Annotated in this window: 17 protein-coding genes; 13 read left to right on the top strand and 4 right to left on the bottom strand. The window is 50.9% G+C overall.

Translation table 11 applies throughout. From position 1 onward, the window contains the following. Positions 1 to 50 precede the first annotated feature (50 nt). Positions 51 to 1,229, top strand: a complete 1,179-nt coding sequence (gene xylR / locus D9741_RS03985; protein WP_130210034.1) for a D-xylose utilization transcriptional activator XylR — start codon at positions 51 to 53, stop codon at positions 1,227 to 1,229. Positions 1,230 to 1,357: 128 nt separating this feature from the next. Here xylR and D9741_RS03980 read toward each other — a convergent pair whose 3' ends face one another. After that, complete coding sequence (locus tag D9741_RS03980; RefSeq protein WP_130216238.1) at positions 1,358 to 2,182, bottom strand: protein bax; 825 nt, start codon at positions 2,180 to 2,182, stop codon at positions 1,358 to 1,360. Positions 2,183 to 2,502: 320 nt separating this feature from the next. On the opposite strand from D9741_RS03980, the gene malS reads away from it, so the two are divergent. Further along, complete coding sequence (gene malS / locus D9741_RS03975) at positions 2,503 to 4,533, top strand: alpha-amylase (protein ID WP_130216236.1); 2,031 nt, start codon at positions 2,503 to 2,505, stop codon at positions 4,531 to 4,533. A gap of 174 nt (positions 4,534 to 4,707) precedes the next feature. Further along, positions 4,708 to 5,961 carry a valine--pyruvate transaminase gene (gene avtA / locus D9741_RS03970; RefSeq protein WP_130216234.1) on the top strand — a complete coding sequence of 418 codons (1,254 nt, stop codon included), beginning with the start codon at positions 4,708 to 4,710 and terminating at the stop codon, positions 5,959 to 5,961. Positions 5,962 to 6,102: 141 nt separating this feature from the next. Here avtA and D9741_RS03965 read toward each other — a convergent pair whose 3' ends face one another. Together D9741_RS03965 and yiaJ are read right to left on the bottom strand one after the other, a co-directional pair. Beyond that, positions 6,103 to 6,576, bottom strand: a complete 474-nt coding sequence (locus D9741_RS03965) for a 4Fe-4S binding protein (protein WP_130216232.1) — start codon at positions 6,574 to 6,576, stop codon at positions 6,103 to 6,105. A 101-nt stretch (positions 6,577 to 6,677) separates the two neighbouring features. Continuing rightward, on the bottom strand, positions 6,678 to 7,511 hold the full coding sequence (gene yiaJ, locus D9741_RS03960) for an IclR family transcriptional regulator YiaJ (protein ID WP_130216230.1): 834 nt from the start codon (positions 7,509 to 7,511) through the stop codon (positions 6,678 to 6,680). A 216-nt stretch (positions 7,512 to 7,727) separates the two neighbouring features. On the opposite strand from yiaJ, the gene yiaK reads away from it, so the two are divergent. From yiaK to araD, 10 genes are all read left to right on the top strand, one after another. Beyond that, positions 7,728 to 8,726, top strand: a complete 999-nt coding sequence (yiaK, locus tag D9741_RS03955) for a 3-dehydro-L-gulonate 2-dehydrogenase (protein WP_130216228.1) — start codon at positions 7,728 to 7,730, stop codon at positions 8,724 to 8,726. 11 nt (positions 8,727 to 8,737) lie between these two features. Continuing rightward, complete coding sequence (locus D9741_RS03950) at positions 8,738 to 9,202, top strand: YhcH/YjgK/YiaL family protein (RefSeq protein WP_130216226.1); 465 nt, start codon at positions 8,738 to 8,740, stop codon at positions 9,200 to 9,202. A 23-nt stretch (positions 9,203 to 9,225) separates the two neighbouring features. After that, the gene (locus D9741_RS03945; RefSeq protein WP_130216224.1) at positions 9,226 to 10,146 is read left to right on the top strand and encodes a DUF4862 family protein; all 921 of its coding nucleotides are present in this window, start codon (positions 9,226 to 9,228) and stop codon (positions 10,144 to 10,146) included. 114 nt (positions 10,147 to 10,260) lie between these two features. Further along, complete coding sequence (gene yiaM / locus D9741_RS03940; protein ID WP_130216222.1) at positions 10,261 to 10,728, top strand: 2,3-diketo-L-gulonate TRAP transporter small permease YiaM; 468 nt, start codon at positions 10,261 to 10,263, stop codon at positions 10,726 to 10,728. A 2-nt stretch (positions 10,729 to 10,730) separates the two neighbouring features. Continuing rightward, positions 10,731 to 12,008 carry a 2,3-diketo-L-gulonate TRAP transporter large permease YiaN gene (yiaN, locus tag D9741_RS03935; protein WP_135385341.1) on the top strand — a complete coding sequence of 426 codons (1,278 nt, stop codon included), beginning with the start codon at positions 10,731 to 10,733 and terminating at the stop codon, positions 12,006 to 12,008. A 12-nt stretch (positions 12,009 to 12,020) separates the two neighbouring features. Then, positions 12,021 to 13,007, top strand: a complete 987-nt coding sequence (yiaO, locus tag D9741_RS03930; RefSeq protein ID WP_130216218.1) for a 2,3-diketo-L-gulonate TRAP transporter substrate-binding protein YiaO — start codon at positions 12,021 to 12,023, stop codon at positions 13,005 to 13,007. 3 nt (positions 13,008 to 13,010) lie between these two features. Further along, positions 13,011 to 14,507 carry an L-xylulokinase gene (gene lyxK, locus D9741_RS03925; protein WP_130216216.1) on the top strand — a complete coding sequence of 499 codons (1,497 nt, stop codon included), beginning with the start codon at positions 13,011 to 13,013 and terminating at the stop codon, positions 14,505 to 14,507. Then, on the top strand, positions 14,504 to 15,166 hold the full coding sequence (gene ulaD / locus D9741_RS03920; RefSeq protein ID WP_130216214.1) for a 3-keto-L-gulonate-6-phosphate decarboxylase UlaD: 663 nt from the start codon (positions 14,504 to 14,506) through the stop codon (positions 15,164 to 15,166). The genes lyxK and ulaD overlap by 4 nt, the downstream gene beginning before the upstream one ends. Beyond that, complete coding sequence (locus D9741_RS03915) at positions 15,159 to 16,019, top strand: L-ribulose-5-phosphate 3-epimerase (protein WP_130216212.1); 861 nt, start codon at positions 15,159 to 15,161, stop codon at positions 16,017 to 16,019. Before ulaD ends, D9741_RS03915 begins: the two co-directional genes overlap by 8 nt. Next, a complete protein-coding gene (gene araD / locus D9741_RS03910) occupies positions 16,013 to 16,708 on the top strand; it encodes an L-ribulose-5-phosphate 4-epimerase (RefSeq protein ID WP_130216210.1) in 696 nt (231 codons plus the stop codon). Before D9741_RS03915 ends, araD begins: the two co-directional genes overlap by 7 nt. Before the next feature lie 164 nt (positions 16,709 to 16,872). On the opposite strand, the gene D9741_RS03905 is transcribed toward araD, so the two are convergent. Continuing rightward, a complete protein-coding gene (locus D9741_RS03905; RefSeq protein ID WP_130216208.1) occupies positions 16,873 to 17,928 on the bottom strand; it encodes a YiiG family protein in 1,056 nt (351 codons plus the stop codon). Positions 17,929 to 17,980: the final 52 nt, after the last annotated feature.

Here is a 17,980-nt window from a genome sequence, read left to right as displayed (position 1 = left end):
TAACGTGTTGCCGGTTTTGAGTTTTTGCATGATTCAGCAGGAAAAGAACCATGTTTACTAAACGTCACCGAATCACATTACTGTTCAATGCTAATAAAGCCTATGACCGTCAAGTTGTAGAAGGTGTGGGGGAATATTTACAGGCGTCACAATCGGAATGGGATATTTTCATTGAAGAAGATTTCCGCGCCCGCATTGATAAAATCAAGGACTGGTTAGGAGATGGCGTTATTGCCGACTTTGACGATAAACAAATCGAGCAAGCGTTGGCTGATGTCGACGTCCCCATTGTCGGGGTTGGCGGCTCGTATCACCTGGCAGAAAGCTATCCGCCCGTACATTACATTGCCACTGATAACTATGCGCTGGTTGAAAGCGCATTTTTGCATTTAAAAGAAAAAGGCGTTAACCGCTTTGCTTTTTATGGTCTGCCAGAGTCGAGTGGCAAAAGATGGGCAGCCGAACGCGAATATGCTTTTCGCCAGCTTGTCGCCGAAGAAAAGTACCGTGGTGTCGTTTATCAGGGACTGGAAACTGCACCAGAAAACTGGCAGCACGCGCAAAACCGGTTGGCCGACTGGTTGCAAACGCTACCACCGCAAACCGGGATTATTGCCGTTACTGACGCCCGGGCGCGGCATATTCTGCAAGTTTGCGAGCATCTGCATATTCCCGTACCGGAAAAACTATGCGTAATTGGCATCGATAACGAAGAGCTGACCCGCTATCTTTCTCGCGTCGCGCTTTCTTCGGTTGCCCAGGGCGCACGGCAAATGGGCTATCAGGCGGCAAAACTTCTGCATCGGTTGTTAGATAAAGAAGCGATGCCGTTGCAGCGGATTTTGGTCCCGCCAGTACGCGTCATTGAACGGCGTTCTACGGATTACCGTTCGTTGACCGACCCGGCTGTTATTCAGGCCATGCATTACATCCGCAATCATGCCTGCAAAGGGATTAAAGTGGATCAGGTGCTGGACGCTGTCGGCATATCACGCTCCAATCTTGAGAAGCGTTTTAAAGAAGAGGTGGGCGAAACCATACACGCAATGATTCATGCCGAGAAGCTGGAGAAAGCGCGCAGCCTGCTAATTTCAACAACCTTATCAATCAACGAAATATCGCAAATGTGCGGTTATCCATCGTTGCAATATTTCTACTCTGTATTTAAAAAAGCATATGACACAACGCCGAAAGAGTATCGCGATGTAAACAGCGAGGTCCTGCTGTAGCAGGAGGGGAAAAGCCGCCAGGCATGATAAGACGCGCCAGCGTCGCATCAGGTAACGCAGCACAACCACCTGATGCGAGCAAAAGCCTTATCCGACCAACAAGTCGGATAAGGCTCGAGGGAATGCAATTACATATGCGCAGCGATTAACCGCTGGTTATCCTGGTACATCGCGAACAGGTAGTTGTTATAACTCTGTCCCTTCGTTGAATAACCTTTCAGCTTGTGAATCATCGCTGTGGCGGTGACTTCCTGATCAGCTTTACGCAATTGTGCACGTGATTTACGGAACGAAGCGTAAGCCGGGTGCGTATTCAGGTTAGTAACATAGGCGCTCACCGACTCTTTGACAGAATCAAAGTGAGAATAGCCTTTCACTTTACCCGGACCATTATTACAACGACCTTTGCCACACTTCATGCCAAACAGGTTGTTGTTGTTACGCGCCAGCTTCGACGTCCCCCAACCACTTTCTGCCGCAGCCATCGTCGCCACCATACTGGTCGGGATAATGTCTACGCGTTCAAGCAGCGTATTCCACGGGATTTTTCGTGTATTACCAGACCACTTCACCTTATAGCGTTTGGCGATGTCTTTCAGACGCGCACGCTCTGCAGGCGACCATTGGCCCTGGTACTGTTTTGAAATCAGCCAGTTACGTTCCGCCGTAATGGCTGCATTTTGGCTGGTAATGTAAGGCATTACGGTCCGGAGAAACGCTTTTTTCCTTGGTGTTCCGGAAGGGTATTTTCGCAAATCAGGAAGTGAACTGCTCTTTGCACTATTGCGAGAATACTCTTGTTTACTGCTTACCTGTTTATTACTAGCTTTGGTTATGTGGGACTTTTGACTCGCTGTTGTCGTGTGCGTTTTCGCTAACACCTCACTCGAAAACATCAGAGTGAGTAACATAAGAATCATCGCCCCATATCGTCGTATGGGAGTCAAAATCATCAGTTCTCCTGGTCGGATTTAATCATTCCAACACCTTATATTTTTCTCAAATTTGAGAGTTGAATCTCAAATCATATCAAAAATAGCTGTCAAGAGCACCCCAAGGAATAGTCCAAATCTGAAACTATGTCACGTGTTAACCGTTCAGATTGGCGCTAAATCGCAGAAAATGTGGGGTTTATCGCAAAAAATAAACTTAAATCTCAGGTGAAATACTCCCCCTTTCGTCTCATCCTGGCGCAATCCTCATCAGGGATGAGTTTTACCAGTATTATCACTGGCAAACTGGTGAAATTCGCAGCAACAAGGACTCATCCGTTATGAAACTTGCCGCCTGTTTTCTGATACTCCTGCCCAGTGTTGCCATTGCCGCCGACTGGACATCTCAGGGATTTCCCACCTTTGCTGAACAAAGTGCAGGAACATTTGTTAGTCATGCCCAGCTGACCAAAGGTACGCGACCGCTGACGCTAAATTTTAACCAACAATGCTGGCAGCCTGCGGATGCGATAAAACTCAATCAGATGATTTCTCTCAAACCTTGCGACAGCACGCCCCCTCAGTGGCGATTGTTCAGGAACGGTGAATATACGCTGCAAATAGATACCCGCTCCGGCACACCAACGTTGATGATTTCGGTCCAGAACACCGCCGAACCGGTAGCAAAACAGATCCGCGAATGCCCCAAATGGGATGGAAAACCACTGAAGCTTAATGTCAGCGGCACTTTCCCGGAAGGTACGGTAGTCCGGGATTATTACAGCCAGCAAATCGCGACGGTGAAGAGCGGCCAAATAACGTTACAACCTGCCGCCACCAGCAATGGTTTACTTCTGTTGGAACGCGCGGAAACTGACGCACCTGCCCCTTTCAACTGGCATAACGCCACGGTTTACTTTGTGCTAACAGACCGTTTCGAAAACGGCGATCCCAGCAATGACCAGAGCTACGGACGTCATAAAGACGGCATGGAGGAAATTGGCACTTTCCACGGCGGTGATTTACGCGGCCTGACCAACAAACTGGATTATCTCCAGCAGCTGGGCGTCAATGCTTTATGGATAAGCGCCCCATTTGAGCAAATTCACGGCTGGGTCGGCGGCGGTACAAAAGGCGATTTCCCACATTATGCCTACCACGGATATTACACACAGGACTGGACGAATCTTGATGCCAATATGGGCAGCGAAGCCGATCTACGGACGCTGGTTGATAGCGCGCACCAGCGCGGTATCCGCATTATTTTTGATGTGGTGATGAACCACACCGGCTATGCCACACTGGCAGATATGCAGGAGTATCAGTTTGGCGCGTTATACCTTTCAGGTAACGAAGTGAAAAAAACGCTGGGTGAACGCTGGAGCGACTGGAAACCTACCGCCGGGCAAACCTGGCATAGCTTCAACGATTACATTAATTTCAGCGACAAAACAGGCTGGGATAAATGGTGGGGGAAAAACTGGATCCGTACCGATATCGGCGATTACGACAATCCTGGATTCGACGATCTCACCATGTCGCTAGCCTTTTTGCCGGATATCAAAACCGAATCAACTACCGCTTCTGGTCTACCGGTGTTCTATAAAAACAAACCGGATACCCACGCCAAAGCCATTGACGGCTATACGCCGCGCGATTACTTAACCCACTGGTTAAGCCAATGGGTCCGCGACTACGGTATTGATGGTTTTCGGGTCGATACCGCCAAACATGTTGAGTTGCCCGCCTGGCAGCAACTGAAAACTCAGGCCAGCGCCGCACTTCGCGAATGGAAAAAAGCTAACCCCGAGAAAGCATTAGATGACAAACCTTTCTGGATGACCGGCGAGGCCTGGGGTCATGGCGTAATGCAAAGCGACTACTATCGCCACGGATTCGACGCGATGATCAATTTCGATTATCAGGAACAGGCGGCGAAAGCGGTCGATTGCCTGGCGCAGATGGATACCACCTGGCAGCAAATGACCGAGAAATTGCAAGATTTCAATGCGTTGAGCTATCTCTCCTCGCATGATACCCGCTTGTTCCGCGAAGGGGACGACAAAGCAGCAGAGTTATTGTTACTCGCGCCAGGTGCAGTGCAAATCTTTTATGGTGATGAATCCTTACGTCCGTTCGGCCCCACCGGTTCTGATCCCCTACAAGGCACACGTTCTGATATGAACTGGCAGGATATCAGTGGTAAATCTGCCGCCAGCGTCGCGCACTGGCAGCGCATCAGTCAGTTCCGCGCACGGCATCCAGCCATTGGCGCAGGCAAACAAACGGCGCTTTCGCTGAAACAGGGGTACGGATTTGTCCGTGAACACGGCGACGATAAAGTAATGGTCGTCTGGGCGGGGCAACAGTAACTTTTCCGGCTTCCCGTGCGGCAGTACGTCGGGAAGCCTCCCAGCCTAAAATACCAACCTAATCGAAAACCACAGCATAAAGTGTCAATCCCCCGTCAACCGCGTGATTTGCACCCTGGCAAATGTAGCGTTATTGTTACCTTCCTTGCTACAGAGTTCGACAGATATCCCGCTATGACATTCTCCCTTTTTGGTGACAAATTTACCCGCCACTCCGGCATTACGCTGCTGATGGAAGATCTGAACGACGGTTTACGCACCCCCGGCGCGATTATGCTTGGCGGCGGCAATCCGGCGCAGATCCCGGAAATGCAGGATTATTTCCAGACGCTGCTAACCGACATGCTGGAAAGTGGCAAAGCCACTGATGCGCTGTGCAATTACGATGGGCCACAGGGGAAAACGGAGCTGCTGTCTCTGCTTGCCGGTATGTTACGCGAGAAGCTGGGTTGGGATATCGAACCACAGAATATTGCACTAACAAACGGTAGCCAGAGCGCCTTTTTCTACTTATTTAACCTGTTTGCCGGACGCCGTGCCGATGGCCGGGTCAAAAAAGTACTGTTCCCGCTGGCACCGGAATATATTGGCTACGCGGATGCCGGGCTGGAAGAGGATCTGTTTGTCTCTACGCGTCCGAATATCGAACTACTGCCAGAGGGCCAGTTTAAATATCACGTCGATTTCGAACATCTGCGCATTGGCGAAGAGACGGGGATGATTTGCGTCTCGCGACCGACGAACCCAACAGGTAATGTGATAACCGATGAAGAGTTGCTGAAGCTGGATGCGCTGGCGAATCAGCACGGGATCCCGCTGGTGATTGATAACGCCTATGGCGTCCCGTTCCCGGGCATCATCTTTAGCGAAGCGCGCCCGCTGTGGAATCCGAATATCGTGCTATGCATGAGCCTTTCCAAGCTAGGTCTGCCAGGTTCGCGCTGCGGCATTATCATCGCCAATGAAAAAATCATCACCGCCATCACTAATATGAACGGCATTATCAGTCTCGCGCCTGGCGGCATTGGTCCGGCGATAATGTGTGAAATGATTAAGCGTAACGATCTGCTGCGCCTGTCAGAAACGGTCATCAAGCCGTTCTATTACCAGCGTGTTCAGGAGACTATCGCCATCATTCGCCGCTATTTACCAGAAGATCGCTGCCTGATTCATAAACCAGAAGGGGCAATATTCCTCTGGTTATGGTTTAAGGATTTGCCGATTACCACCGAGCAACTCTATCAGCGCCTGAAAGCGCGCGGCGTGCTGATGGTGCCGGGCCACAACTTCTTCCCAGGGCTGGATAAACCGTGGCCGCATACGCATCAATGTATGCGCATGAACTACGTACCAGAGCCGGAGAAAATTGAGGCGGGTGTGAAGATTCTGGCGGAAGAGATTGAACGCGCCTGGGCTGAAAGCCATTAAAAATTGCCTGATGCGCTGCGCTTATCAGACCTACATAATTTCTGCAATCAATTGAATTTGTAGGCCGGAAAAGGCGTTTACGCCGCATCCGGCATAAACAAAGCGCACTATTCCGGCGTTGAGAAACGCCGGAAAAACGTTTCAAACAGGCTGCTGCCGTAGCCGATGCCGCTGCACTTTCTCGACATCCATACATTGCAACGCCTGTGTCGGGCAGGCTTCAACACAAGCCGGTCCCGTCGCCCGATGCCAGCACAGATCGCACTTAATCGCCCTCGCCTTTTTGCGCGAAGAAACGACCTCCATCGCACCAAACGGGCAAGCCAGCATACAGCTTTTACAGCCAATGCAACGTGATTGTTCAACGAAAATATGCCCATGTTCGCGGCTTATCGCGTCAACAGGGCAGACATTCGCGCACGGTGCATCTTCACACTGATGACAGGCTACTGCCGTGGTCCAGCTGTGGTCTTTAATAACACGAATACGGGAAATAAACTCGCCCGGCGACAACGCAGAGCAATCCTGATTTTCCTGATGCGACACTGCGCAAGCCACTTCACAGGTACGGCAACCGATACATTTCGTCGCATCCGCAATAATAAACCGGTTCATGATCACTCCTTTGCACTAAAACAGCAGAGTGCCAGAGAGCGCGTCCCTACTGCTTTGATCCAACGAAGGAAATGTTAAAGTTTTGGCACTTGTCCAAAGCGTTATGTGATCGCGCCCTGGTCGTCCCTGACAGTAAATCCCAGCTCATTAGAAATAGCCTGCGCGGTTTCACGCAGTGGTTTCAGGAGATTTTTCTCCCCCACCTGTTTCAGACGTGATGTCGAAAGCGAAATCGACACGGCGTACGGCACCCGCCCATGAATATCAAACACCGGAACAGCAATACAGGAGACGCCGAGTTCGTTTTCTTCTCTGTCCATCGCCGCTCCGCTTTCACGAATGTGCGCCAGTTCGTCGAACATCGCGGGCAGCTCGGTAATGGTATTGCGGGTTAACGGCTGGATTTCATTCTGATGGCTTTCCCAGTACGACTTCACGTAGTCCGGGTGACCAAACGCCATGTAGACCTTGCCCATTGCGGAACAGTAGAGCGGCATATGCTGACCAATATAGGCACGGGTTCGCAGCATCCCGGTTGTGGGTTCCAGTTTATAAATCAAAATAGCGTGATCGTCTTCGCGGCTGGAGAAGTTAATGGTTTCACCAGTGGCGATGTTCAGTGCCTCAAGATGCGGAGCGGCGATATGAATGATATTCAGCGAAGACAGCGCCTTCTGCCCGACGGCAATAAATTTGGTAGTCAGGCGGTAACTCCCTGCGGCGGGCGCGGTGGTCACATAGCCGCAGGACTGTAATCCCTGCAATAAGCGATGGACGGTACTCTTATTTAAACCTGCCAGTTCCGAAAGATGCGCCAGCGGGCAACCGTTTGGATAATTGCTCAAAATCTCAATCAGCATCAACCCGCGAAACAGGCTCTGACTTCCAGCTGGGCGCTCTTTTTCCTGCGCCAACTCGTGCTCTTTTTTTCCCATCGCTTTCTTCCCCTTTTTATCGCGACCTGATGGTAACGCAAAGTGTGTCGCAGTTCACGATCTCGACAGATAATTTATAACTATTTGATTTAGATGATTTTTGAAAATCATGGTGCGGATTGCTTTGTTAAAAAGCGATCGATATATTTGAAATCAAATTTCGCATAGTGGAATTTTAAGCTAAAAGAGCGATCAAAAAAAACAAGGAAGCCAGGGATGAAAGTAACATTTGAGCAGTTAAAAGCAGCCTTTAATCGGGTCTTAATTTCACGCGGCGTTGACAGCGAAACGGCTGACGCCTGCGCAGAGATGTTCGCCCGCACCACCGAGTCCGGCGTTTATTCTCACGGTGTTAACCGTTTCCCACGCTTCATTCAACAACTGGATAATGGCGATATCATTCCTGACGCCCAACCAAAACGCGTGACCAGCCTCGGCGCAATTGAGCAGTGGGACGCCCAGCGTTCGATCGGTAACCTGACGGCGAAAAAGATGATGGATCGCGCCATTGAACTGGCGGCAAATCATGGGATTGGCCTGGTGGCGTTACGTAATGCCAACCACTGGATGCGCGGTGGCAGCTATGGCTGGCAGGCGGCGGAGAAAGGCTACATTGGCATCTGCTGGACCAACTCCATCGCCGTAATGCCACCGTGGGGCGCAAAAGAGTGTCGCATCGGCACCAACCCGCTGATCGTCGCCATTCCTTCCACGCCGATCACCATGGTCGATATGTCGATGTCGATGTTCTCTTACGGCATGTTAGAAGTTAATCGCCTGGCTGGTCGTCAGCTCCCGGTAGATGGTGGCTTTGATGATGAGGGCAATTTGACCAAAGAACCTGGCGTTATCGAGAAAAATCGCCGCATTTTGCCGATGGGCTACTGGAAAGGTTCGGGCATGTCGATTGTGCTGGATATGATCGCTACTCTCCTTTCTGATGGCGCATCAGTTGCTGAAGTCACCCAGGATAACAGCGACGAATACGGCATTTCGCAAATCTTTATCGCCATTGAAGTAGACAAACTGATCGAAGGCACCACCCGCGACGCCAAGCTACAACGCATCATGGATTACGTTACCAGTGCCGAGCGTGCTGACGAAAATCAGGCCATTCGCTTACCCGGCCACGAATTTACTACCCTGCTGGCCGAAAACCGCCGTAACGGCATCACCGTTGATGACAGTGTGTGGGAAAAAATCCAGGCATTATAAGGAGATAAGCCATGATTTTTGGACATATCGCGCAACCTAACCCGTGCCGTTTGCCCGCCGCCATTGAAAAGGCGCTCGATTTTCTGCGCGCTACCAACTTCAATGTCCTGGAGCCGGGCGTTGTCGAAATCGACGGTAAAAATATTTATGCGCAAATTATCGATTTAACGACGCGCGAGGCGGTGGAAAACCGCCCGGAAGTGCATCGTCGCTATATCGATATCCAGTTCCTGGCATGGGGCGAAGAGAAAATCGGCATTGCTATTGATACAGGAAATAATAAAGTCAGCGAATCCCTATTAGAGCAGCGCGATATTATTTTTTATCACGATAGTGAACATGAATCATTTATAGAAATGATACCGGGCAGCTACGCTATTTTCTTCCCGCAGGATGTTCACCGCCCGGCATGTAATAAAAATGCCGCAACGGCAATACGGAAAATCGTGGTTAAAGTGGCCCTCTCTGCTTTATAAAAAAATTATTACTGGAGCACAAAATGAAAGCGAATAATGCCGGTTATATTATCGGTGCGTATCCCTGTGCACCTTCTTTTCGCCAAAGAAGTGAAGAGGAAGAGAAGGAATTCTGGCGACAATTATCAGATACCCCTGATATTCGCGGTCTGGAACAACCCTGCCTGGAAAATTTTCATCCTCTTGGCGATCAATGGTTACTCCGTCATACACCAGAGAGCTGGAAATTTGTCGTCACCGCTGTGATGGAAACCATGCGTCGCCGCAGCGAAAACAAAGGTTTTGGCCTCGCCTCCAGCGATGAAGAGCAGCGTCAGGCCTGCGTGGCGTACTATCGCCACTTATTGAATAAAATCAACTCATTGCAGGTAAATAAAGTACTCGCACTGGAGATCCAGGCTGCACCGTTAGCAACGAATCCCAATGTTATGCAAGCGACGGATGCTTTTGCCCGCTCGTTGAAAGAAATCGCCAGCTGGGACTGGCCGTGCAAACTGCTGCTGGAACACTGCGATGCCATGACGTCTTCTGCACCCCGTAAAGGTTTTCTGCCTTTAGAAAATGTTCTGCAGGTCATTGCCGATTATGACGTCAGTATCTGTATTAACTGGGCGCGCTCCGCTATTGAAGGGCGCAATACAGCGCTGCCGCTGACCCATACCCAAATGGCGAAACAGGCCGGGAAACTCGGCGCGTTGATGTTCTCTGGTACGACGCTAAACGGAACATACGGCGAATGGCAGGATTTGCACGCGCCGTTTGCACCATTCTGCGCAGAAAGCCTGATGACCACAGATCATGTTCGCGAGTTATTTAATGTAGCAGAACCGTCAACATTGCATTTTGCTGGCATCAAGCTGCTCGAAATAAATGCGAAGGCTGATGTACAACATCGAATAGAAATATTACGTAACGGCATTCACACTCTGAATGAATCTCGTTAATCCGTTTCACTTAAATAGCACATTGAATGTCTGATTAGTCGCTTTCCAATAAATATTACGAATACCAACAACATTAATTAATGAAAACATATTGCATAACAAGAAGGACTCGTTATGAAACGGATACTCGAAGGCATTCTTGCGATCATCATCGCAATACTGTCTTGTATTATTTTTATTAATATAATTCTTCGATATGGATTCCACACAAGCATATTATCGATTGATGAATTATCCCGGCTTTTATTTGTCTGGTTAACCTTTATTGGCGCTATCGTTGCTTATATGGACAACAGCCATGTGCAGGTTATTTTTTTAATCGAAAAACTCTCACCTGCTAATCAACAACGTGTTTCGCTGCTAACCCATACGCTCATTTTATTACTGTGTCTGGGGCTGGCCTGGGGCGCTATAGAAAAAACAGCGCAGGACTGGAGCAACTTATCTCCCATTCTCGGTGTACCCGTTGGCTTAATGTACGCCGCCGCTATCCCCACCAGCCTGATTATCGCGATGCTGGAATTACGTCACTTATACCGGCAGTTCACAAATACCCCCAGCCGAAACCAACAAGGAGCCTGACGATGACAATCCTTATATTTATTGTCAGTTTGTTGGGGGCTATCGCGATTGGTGTTCCCATCGCCTGGGCATTATTGCTGTGCGGCATTTCATTGATGTTCTGGATGGATATCTTTGATGTGCAAATTCTGGCACAAACGTTGGTAAATGGCGCAGACAGCTTCTCCCTGTTAGCCATTCCCTTCTTTGTACTGGCGGGTGAGATCATGAACGCGGGCGGCCTGTCGCAACGTATTGTCGACTTGCCAATGAAGCTGGTAGGCCACAGGCCGGGCGGTCTGGGCTACGTTGGTGTACTAGCGGCAATGATCATGGCAAGCCTGTCCGGTTCTGCGGTTGCCGATACCGCAGCCGTCGCGGCGCTGCTGGTGCCGATGATGCGTCAGGCCAACTATCCGGTAAACCGCGCCGCTGGGCTAATCGGTTCCGGGGGTATTATTGCGGCCATTATCCCACCCTCTATTCCGCTCATTATCTTCGGCGTCTCCAGCGGACTCTCCATCAGCAAACTGTTTATGGCGGGCATCGCACCGGGCATCATGATGGGCGTCACACTGATGATTACCTGGTGGTGGCAGGCAAAACGACTGAATTTACCTTGTCAGCCGAAAGCCTCACTGCGGGAAGTCTGGCAATCCTTAGTTTCCGGTATTTGGGCGCTCTTTTTACCGATAATCATTATTGGCGGTTTCCGTTCGGGGTTATTCACACCCACCGAAGCAGGCGCGGTTGCCGCCTTCTACGCCCTGTTCGTCTCGGTGGTGGTCTATCGCGAAATGACCTTCTCCACGCTTTATCATGTACTGATTAACGCAGCGAAAACCACTTCGGTGGTGATGTTCCTGGTGGCCTCTGCTGCGGTATCTGCATGGCTTATTACTATCGCCGAATTACCCATGATGGTATCAGAGCTATTACAACCGTTGGTAGATTCGCCTCGCTTATTATTCATCGTCATTATGCTCGCTATTATGGTGATCAGTACGGTAATGGACTTAACGCCTACCGTCTTAATTCTTACACCTGTATTAATGCCATTAGTGAAAGAAGCGGGAATAGATCCGGTCTATTTCGGCATCATGTTTATTATCAACTGTTCAATATCACTGATTACGCCTCCAGTCGGTAACGTTCTTAACGTGGTATGCGGCGTGGCGAAACTTAAATTTGACGATGCGGTAAAAGGCGTTGTGCCTTACGTCATGGTTTTATTCATGTTGTTAGCATTATTTATTTTTATACCGGAGCTTATTACCGCTCCTCTTAAATGGATGAGTTAAAAGGAAATCATAATGAAATTACGTTCTGTAACCTATGCATTATTAATTGCCGGAGTGGCGGCGTTCAGCACATCTTCTCTGGCGGCACAATCATTACGTTTCGGTTATGAAACCTCACAAACCGATTCACAACATATTGCGGCAAAAAAATTTAATGAATTACTGCAGGAAAAAACCAAAGGCGAACTGAAATTAAAACTGTTCCCGGATAGCACCCTCGGTAATGCGCAGGCGATGATCAGCGGCGTGCGTGGCGGCACTATTGATATGGAGATGTCTGGCTCTAACAACTTTACGGGACTCTCACCCGTCATCAACCTGCTCGATGTCCCGTTCCTGTTCCGCGACACCGCCCATGCGCATAAAACGCTTGATGGTAAAGTCGGTGATGACCTGAAAGCCTCTCTTGAAGGTAAAGGACTGAAAGTACTGGCCTACTGGGAAAACGGCTGGCGCGATGTCACCAACTCGCGCGCACCGGTTAAAACGCCTGCTGACCTGAAAGGGCTGAAAATTCGCACCAACAATAGCCCGATGAATATCGCGGCATTCAAAGTTTTTGGCGCTAACCCAATCCCGATGCCGTTTGCCGAAGTCTATACCGGGCTGGAAACCCGCACCATCGACGCCCAGGAGCATCCGATCAACGTCGTCTGGTCGGCAAAATTTTATGAAGTGCAGAAGTATCTTTCTCTGACACACCACGCCTATTCACCGCTTCTGGTGGTAATCAACAAAGCGAAGTTTGATGGCTTAAGCCCGGAGTTCCAGCAAGTGCTTATCTCATCCGCGCAAGAAGCGGGTAATTACCAGCGCAAACTAGTCGCCGAAAATCAGCAAAAAATCATCGACGGCATGAAAGACGCGGGCGTAGAAGTCATCACCGATCTCGATCGCAAAGCCTTTAGCGATGCGCTGGGGAACCAGGTTCGCGACATGTTTGTTAAAGATGTTCCGCAGGGCGCCGATCTGCTGAAAGCCGTGGATGAGGTGCAATAAACCATGACGCAATACTGGCTGGGGTTAGATTGTGGCGGTAGCTGGCTGAAAGCCGGGCTGTATGACCGCAAAGGCCGGGAGGCAGGCGTGCAGCGCCTGCCGCTGTGCGCATTAAGCCCGCAGCCAGGTTGGGCAGAGCGCGATATGGCAGAACTGTGGCAATGCTGCATGGCTGTCATTCGCGCCCTGCTTACCCATTCCGGCGTTAGCGGGGAACAAATTGTCGGTATCGGCATCTCCGCACAAGGAAAGGGCTTGTTTTTGCTGGATAAAAACAACAAGCCGCTCGGTAACGCCATTTTGTCCTCGGATCGCCGGGCGATGGAAATCGTTCGTCGCTGGCAGGAAGATGGTATCCCGGAAAAACTCTACCCGTTGACCCGACAAACCTTGTGGACCGGGCATCCGGTGTCGCTGTTACGCTGGCTGAAAGAGCACGAACCGGAACGCTACGCGCAAATTGGCTGCGTGATGATGACGCACGACTACCTGCGCTGGTGTTTAACCGGCGTCAAAGGTTGTGAAGAGAGCAATATTTCCGAGTCCAATCTCTACAACATGAGTCGCGGGGAATATGACCCGTGCCTCACCGACTGGCTGGGGATCGCTGAAATCAATCACGCCCTGCCGTCTGTTGTCGGATCTGCCGAAATCTGCGGGGAGATCACCGCCCAGACAGCCGCCCTGACCGGTCTGAAAGCGGGTACGCCCGTTGTCGGCGGCCTGTTTGATGTGGTTTCCACCGCACTCTGCGCCGGGATCGAAGACGAATTCACCCTCAATGCGGTGATGGGGACCTGGGCGGTGACCAGCGGCATAACCCACGGTTTAGGTGACGGTGAAGCGCATCCGTATGTCTATGGCCGCTACGTTAATGACGGTGAATTTATCGTTCACGAAGCCAGCCCCACCTCTTCCGGCAACCTCGAATGGTTTACCGCGCAGTGGGGAGAAATCTCGTTTGATGAGATTAACCAAGCCGTTGCCAGCTTGCCGAAAGCCAGTGGCGATCTCTTTTTCCTGCCGTTCCTGTACGGCAGCAACGCCGGACTCGAGATGACCAGCGGTTTCTACGGGATGCAGGCCATTCACACCCGCGCGCACCTGTTGCAGGCCATCTATGAAGGCGTGGTGTTCAGCCATATGACCCACCTCAACCGGATGCGCGAACGTTTTACTGATGTGCACACCCTGCGCGTGACTGGCGGCCCAGCGCATTCCGATGTCTGGATGCAAATGCTGGCGGACGTTAGCGGCTTACGAATCGAATTGCCGCAGGTGGAGGAAACGGGTTGTTTTGGCGCGGCGCTCGCTGCCCGCGTCGGCACCGGGGTTTATCGCGATTTCAGCGAAGCCCAACGAGGCTTACAGCACCCGGTACGCACCCTGCTACCGGATATGACCGCCCATCAGCTTTACCAACAAAAATACCAACGCTATCAGCATCTCATTGCCGCACTTCAGGGTTATCACACCCGCATCAAGGAGCACACATTATGAGCAGACCACTTCTGCAACTGGCCCTCGACCACTCATCACTTGAGGCCGCACAGCGCGACGTTACGCTGTTAAAAGACAGCGTCGATATTGTTGAAGCGGGCACCATTCTCTGCTTAAACGAAGGGCTTGGCGCGGTGAAAGCCTTGCGCGAACAGTGCCCGGAGAAAATCATCGTTGCTGACTGGAAGGTCGCCGACGCTGGTGAAACACTCGCTCAACAAGCATTTACCGCAGGCGCTAACTGGATGACCATCATCTGCGCCGCGCCGCTCGCCACGGTAGAAAAAGGCCACGCCATGGCGCAGAACTGCGGCGGTGAAATTCAGATAGAGCTGTTTGGTAACTGGACGCTGGACGACGCCCGCGACTGGCATCGTATTGGCGTGCGGCAGGCCATTTATCATCGCGGTCGCGATGCGCAGGCCAGCGGGCAACAGTGGGGCGAGGCCGATCTGGCACGCATGAAAGCGCTTTCCGATATCGGCCTTGAGCTTTCGATTACTGGCGGGATTACCCCTGCTGACCTACCGCTGTTTAAAGATATCCGCGTGAAAGCGTTTATAGCCGGGCGAGCACTGGCAGGCGCAGCAAATCCAGCGCAGGTAGCTGGCGATTTCCATGCACAAATCGACGCTATCTGGGGAGGCCAACGTGCGTAATCATCCGTTAGGGATTTATGAAAAAGCGCTGGCGAAAGATCTCTCCTGGCCGGAGCGGCTGGTGCTGGCAAAAAGCTGCGGTTTTGATTTTGTCGAAATGTCGGTGGATGAAACCGACGAACGGCTCTCACGTCTTGACTGGAGCGCCGCGCAAAGGGCTTCGCTGGTCACTGCGATGATCGAAACGGGTGTTGCCATTCCGTCAATGTGTTTGTCTGCCCATCGCCGTTTTCCTTTTGGCAGCCGGGACGAGGCGGTACGCGAACGGGCGCGGGAAATCATGAGTAAAGCGATTCGCCTGGCGCGCGATCTCGGCATTCGTACCATTCAACTGGCGGGTTACGACGTCTATTACGAAGACCATGACGAAGGCACCCAGCAACGTTTTGCTGAAGGGCTGGCGTGGGCAGTCGAACAGGCGGCGGCTTCACAAGTAATGCTGGCGGTGGAGATAATGGACACCGCGTTTATGAACTCCATCAGCAAATGGAAAAAATGGGACGAGATGCTCGCCTCGCCGTGGTTCACCGTCTACCCGGACGTCGGCAATCTTAGCGCCTGGGGCAATGATGTTCCCGCTGAACTAAAACTGGGCATTGACCGTATCGCCGCGATCCACCTGAAAGACACTCAACCCGTTACCGGGCAAAGCCCCGGACAGTTCCGTGATGTGCCGTTTGGCGAAGGCTGTGTCGATTTTGTTGGCATTTTCAAAACGCTGCATGAGCTTAACTATCGCGGATCATTTCTGATTGAGATGTGGACCGAAAAAGCCAACGAGCCGGTGCTGGAGATTATTCAGGCACGGCGCTGGATTGAAGCGCGTATGCAGGAGGCTGGATTTATATGTTAGAGCAACTGAAAGCCGACGTGCTGGCGGCGAATCTGGCGCTTCCCGCTCACCATCTGGTGACGTTCACCTGGGGCAATGTCAGCGCGGTAGACGAGACGCGGCAATGGATGGTGATCAAACCTTCCGGCGTCGAGTATGAAGTGATGACCGCCGACGATATGGTGGTGGTTGAGATAGCCAGCGGCAAGGTGGTGGAAGGCAGCAAAAAGCCCTCGTCCGACACGCCAACGCATCTGGCGCTCTACCGTCGCTATGCCGAAATCGGTGGCATTGTGCATACCCACTCGCGCCACGCGACCATCTGGTCGCAGGCCGGGCTGGATCTCCCCGCCTGGGGCACCACGCACGCCGATTACTTCTATGGTGCCATCCCCTGCACGCGCCTGATGACCGCAGAGGAGATTAACGGCGAGTATGAATACCAGACCGGCGAAGTGATCATTGAAACTTTCGAAGAGCGCGGCAGGAGTCCGGCACAAATCCCGGCGGTACTGGTGCATTCTCACGGTCCGTTCGCCTGGGGTAAAAACGCCGCCGATGCGGTGCATAATGCCGTAGTACTGGAAGAATGCGCCTATATGGGCCTGTTCTCACGCCAGCTTGCGCCGCAGCTTCCTGCCATGCAAAACGAACTGTTAGATAAACACTACCTGCGTAAGCATGGGGCCAATGCTTATTACGGGCAATAATCTCTCACGCCGGGGCTTCATCGCCCCGGTACTATGAATTGATATGCTCCCGTATCCGCACAACACTGCCACTTCGGTTAGCAGCTCGTCTGTTGCGCTGGCTCGGTCAGGCTGATGTCCACTGCCGTATCCGACATTACATTGATCAGCAAAATCAAAAATGTTTAACGCAGGCGATTATAATCATCGACCATTTCGTTGTACTCGCGTAATGCTTTCGGGAAAGAATCCTGGACCATCCAGCTTGAATTTGCGTCCTGAAGTTGCTCTTTATCCCAGTCAGAGTACGGGACTTTATCTCTGACGCGGCGAACATATTTTTTAGCCTCAAGCTGATACTGGTCTGCCGAAAGGATGAATGAAAAATTCATGCCGCCTTTATCCGCTTCTTTGGCCTGCGCCACCAGCGTTTCCAGTTCAGTCACTTTCTTCATCGCCGCTTCTGCATCAAAATTCTCTTGCGATATCAGGTTATTAATTTGTTTCGCTGAAATCATGACCGCCAGAGAGTAGTAGTTGAATGTTTTCCCTTCTCTTTGTTCAATATTTTTCAGTTCCACAAGCTGGCGTTTATCATTAATTTCCTGAATCGCCGAGTGATAAGATTCCGCAACCGGCTCAAAGGCTTCAATATTTTTTAAGAATGTCTGGTGCAGCGTTTTCCCTTTGGCAAACGCATCGTCTTTATAATTTTCCTGGGTGTAATATTTATCCATTTCATTAATAGTATTCCCCAGCGCGACTGCGGTATTAATATAATTCAACGCTACGCCATCAATAGGTTGCAGCTCAGGTGTTAACGCCACAACACTTTTCACGCCTTTTTCACACTCAGAAAGACTGGATTCACTAATGCCGTAGATGCCATAAACATGACTCTCTTTACCCGTTGGTCCCTGTTTAAAATCTTTCAGCCAGTCAGCATACCGCGCCAGACTGCGCTGTACAGGGATCTGTAACTTGTTGTAGCACTTGATATAGACATCCATTTTTTCATCGAAAACCGCTTGTTCATCCACCTCCGGTTGCGCAGGCGTTTCAGGTTTAGCTTCTGCTTTTGCAACGGGAGCTTCAGTAGGTTTCGCTTCAGGGGCTGGTGCGGCAGGTTGACTATTGGCGGGCGGGGGAGTTTCTGTTTCGGCTTTTTTATCATCACATCCGGTGATACCGAGGGCCATTATGCCGATAATAATAGCTGAAGATAATAAATTCCTTTTCATTTAATTGCCTTATAAATAGATAAATAAGAGAGTGAATATAATAAAGGAAAAA

The organism is Escherichia sp. E14V7, from assembly GCF_004212225.1.
Classification (GTDB): Bacteria; Pseudomonadota; Gammaproteobacteria; order Enterobacterales; family Enterobacteriaceae; genus Escherichia.
This window is presented reverse-complemented; position numbering and strand designations above follow the sequence as displayed.

Bases quoted from the DNA above. Each gene is read 5' to 3' on its own strand.
- xylR (WP_130210034.1), top strand. From the start codon at position 51: ATGTTTACTAAACGTCACCGAATCACATTACTGTTCAATGCTAATAAA.
- D9741_RS03980 (WP_130216238.1), bottom strand. From the start codon at position 2,182: ATGATTTTGACTCCCATACGACGATATGGGGCGATGATTCTTATGTTA.
- malS (WP_130216236.1), top strand. From the start codon at position 2,503: ATGAAACTTGCCGCCTGTTTTCTGATACTCCTGCCCAGTGTTGCCATT.
- avtA (WP_130216234.1), top strand. From the start codon at position 4,708: ATGACATTCTCCCTTTTTGGTGACAAATTTACCCGCCACTCCGGCATT.
- D9741_RS03965 (WP_130216232.1), bottom strand. From the start codon at position 6,576: ATGAACCGGTTTATTATTGCGGATGCGACGAAATGTATCGGTTGCCGT.
- yiaJ (WP_130216230.1), bottom strand. From the start codon at position 7,511: ATGGGAAAAAAAGAGCACGAGTTGGCGCAGGAAAAAGAGCGCCCAGCT.
- yiaK (WP_130216228.1), top strand. From the start codon at position 7,728: ATGAAAGTAACATTTGAGCAGTTAAAAGCAGCCTTTAATCGGGTCTTA.
- D9741_RS03950 (WP_130216226.1), top strand. From the start codon at position 8,738: ATGATTTTTGGACATATCGCGCAACCTAACCCGTGCCGTTTGCCCGCC.
- D9741_RS03945 (WP_130216224.1), top strand. From the start codon at position 9,226: ATGAAAGCGAATAATGCCGGTTATATTATCGGTGCGTATCCCTGTGCA.
- yiaM (WP_130216222.1), top strand. From the start codon at position 10,261: ATGAAACGGATACTCGAAGGCATTCTTGCGATCATCATCGCAATACTG.
- yiaN (WP_135385341.1), top strand. From the start codon at position 10,731: ATGACAATCCTTATATTTATTGTCAGTTTGTTGGGGGCTATCGCGATT.
- yiaO (WP_130216218.1), top strand. From the start codon at position 12,021: ATGAAATTACGTTCTGTAACCTATGCATTATTAATTGCCGGAGTGGCG.
- lyxK (WP_130216216.1), top strand. From the start codon at position 13,011: ATGACGCAATACTGGCTGGGGTTAGATTGTGGCGGTAGCTGGCTGAAA.
- ulaD (WP_130216214.1), top strand. From the start codon at position 14,504: ATGAGCAGACCACTTCTGCAACTGGCCCTCGACCACTCATCACTTGAG.
- araD (WP_130216210.1), top strand. From the start codon at position 16,013: ATGTTAGAGCAACTGAAAGCCGACGTGCTGGCGGCGAATCTGGCGCTT.
- D9741_RS03905 (WP_130216208.1), bottom strand. From the start codon at position 17,928: ATGAAAAGGAATTTATTATCTTCAGCTATTATTATCGGCATAATGGCC.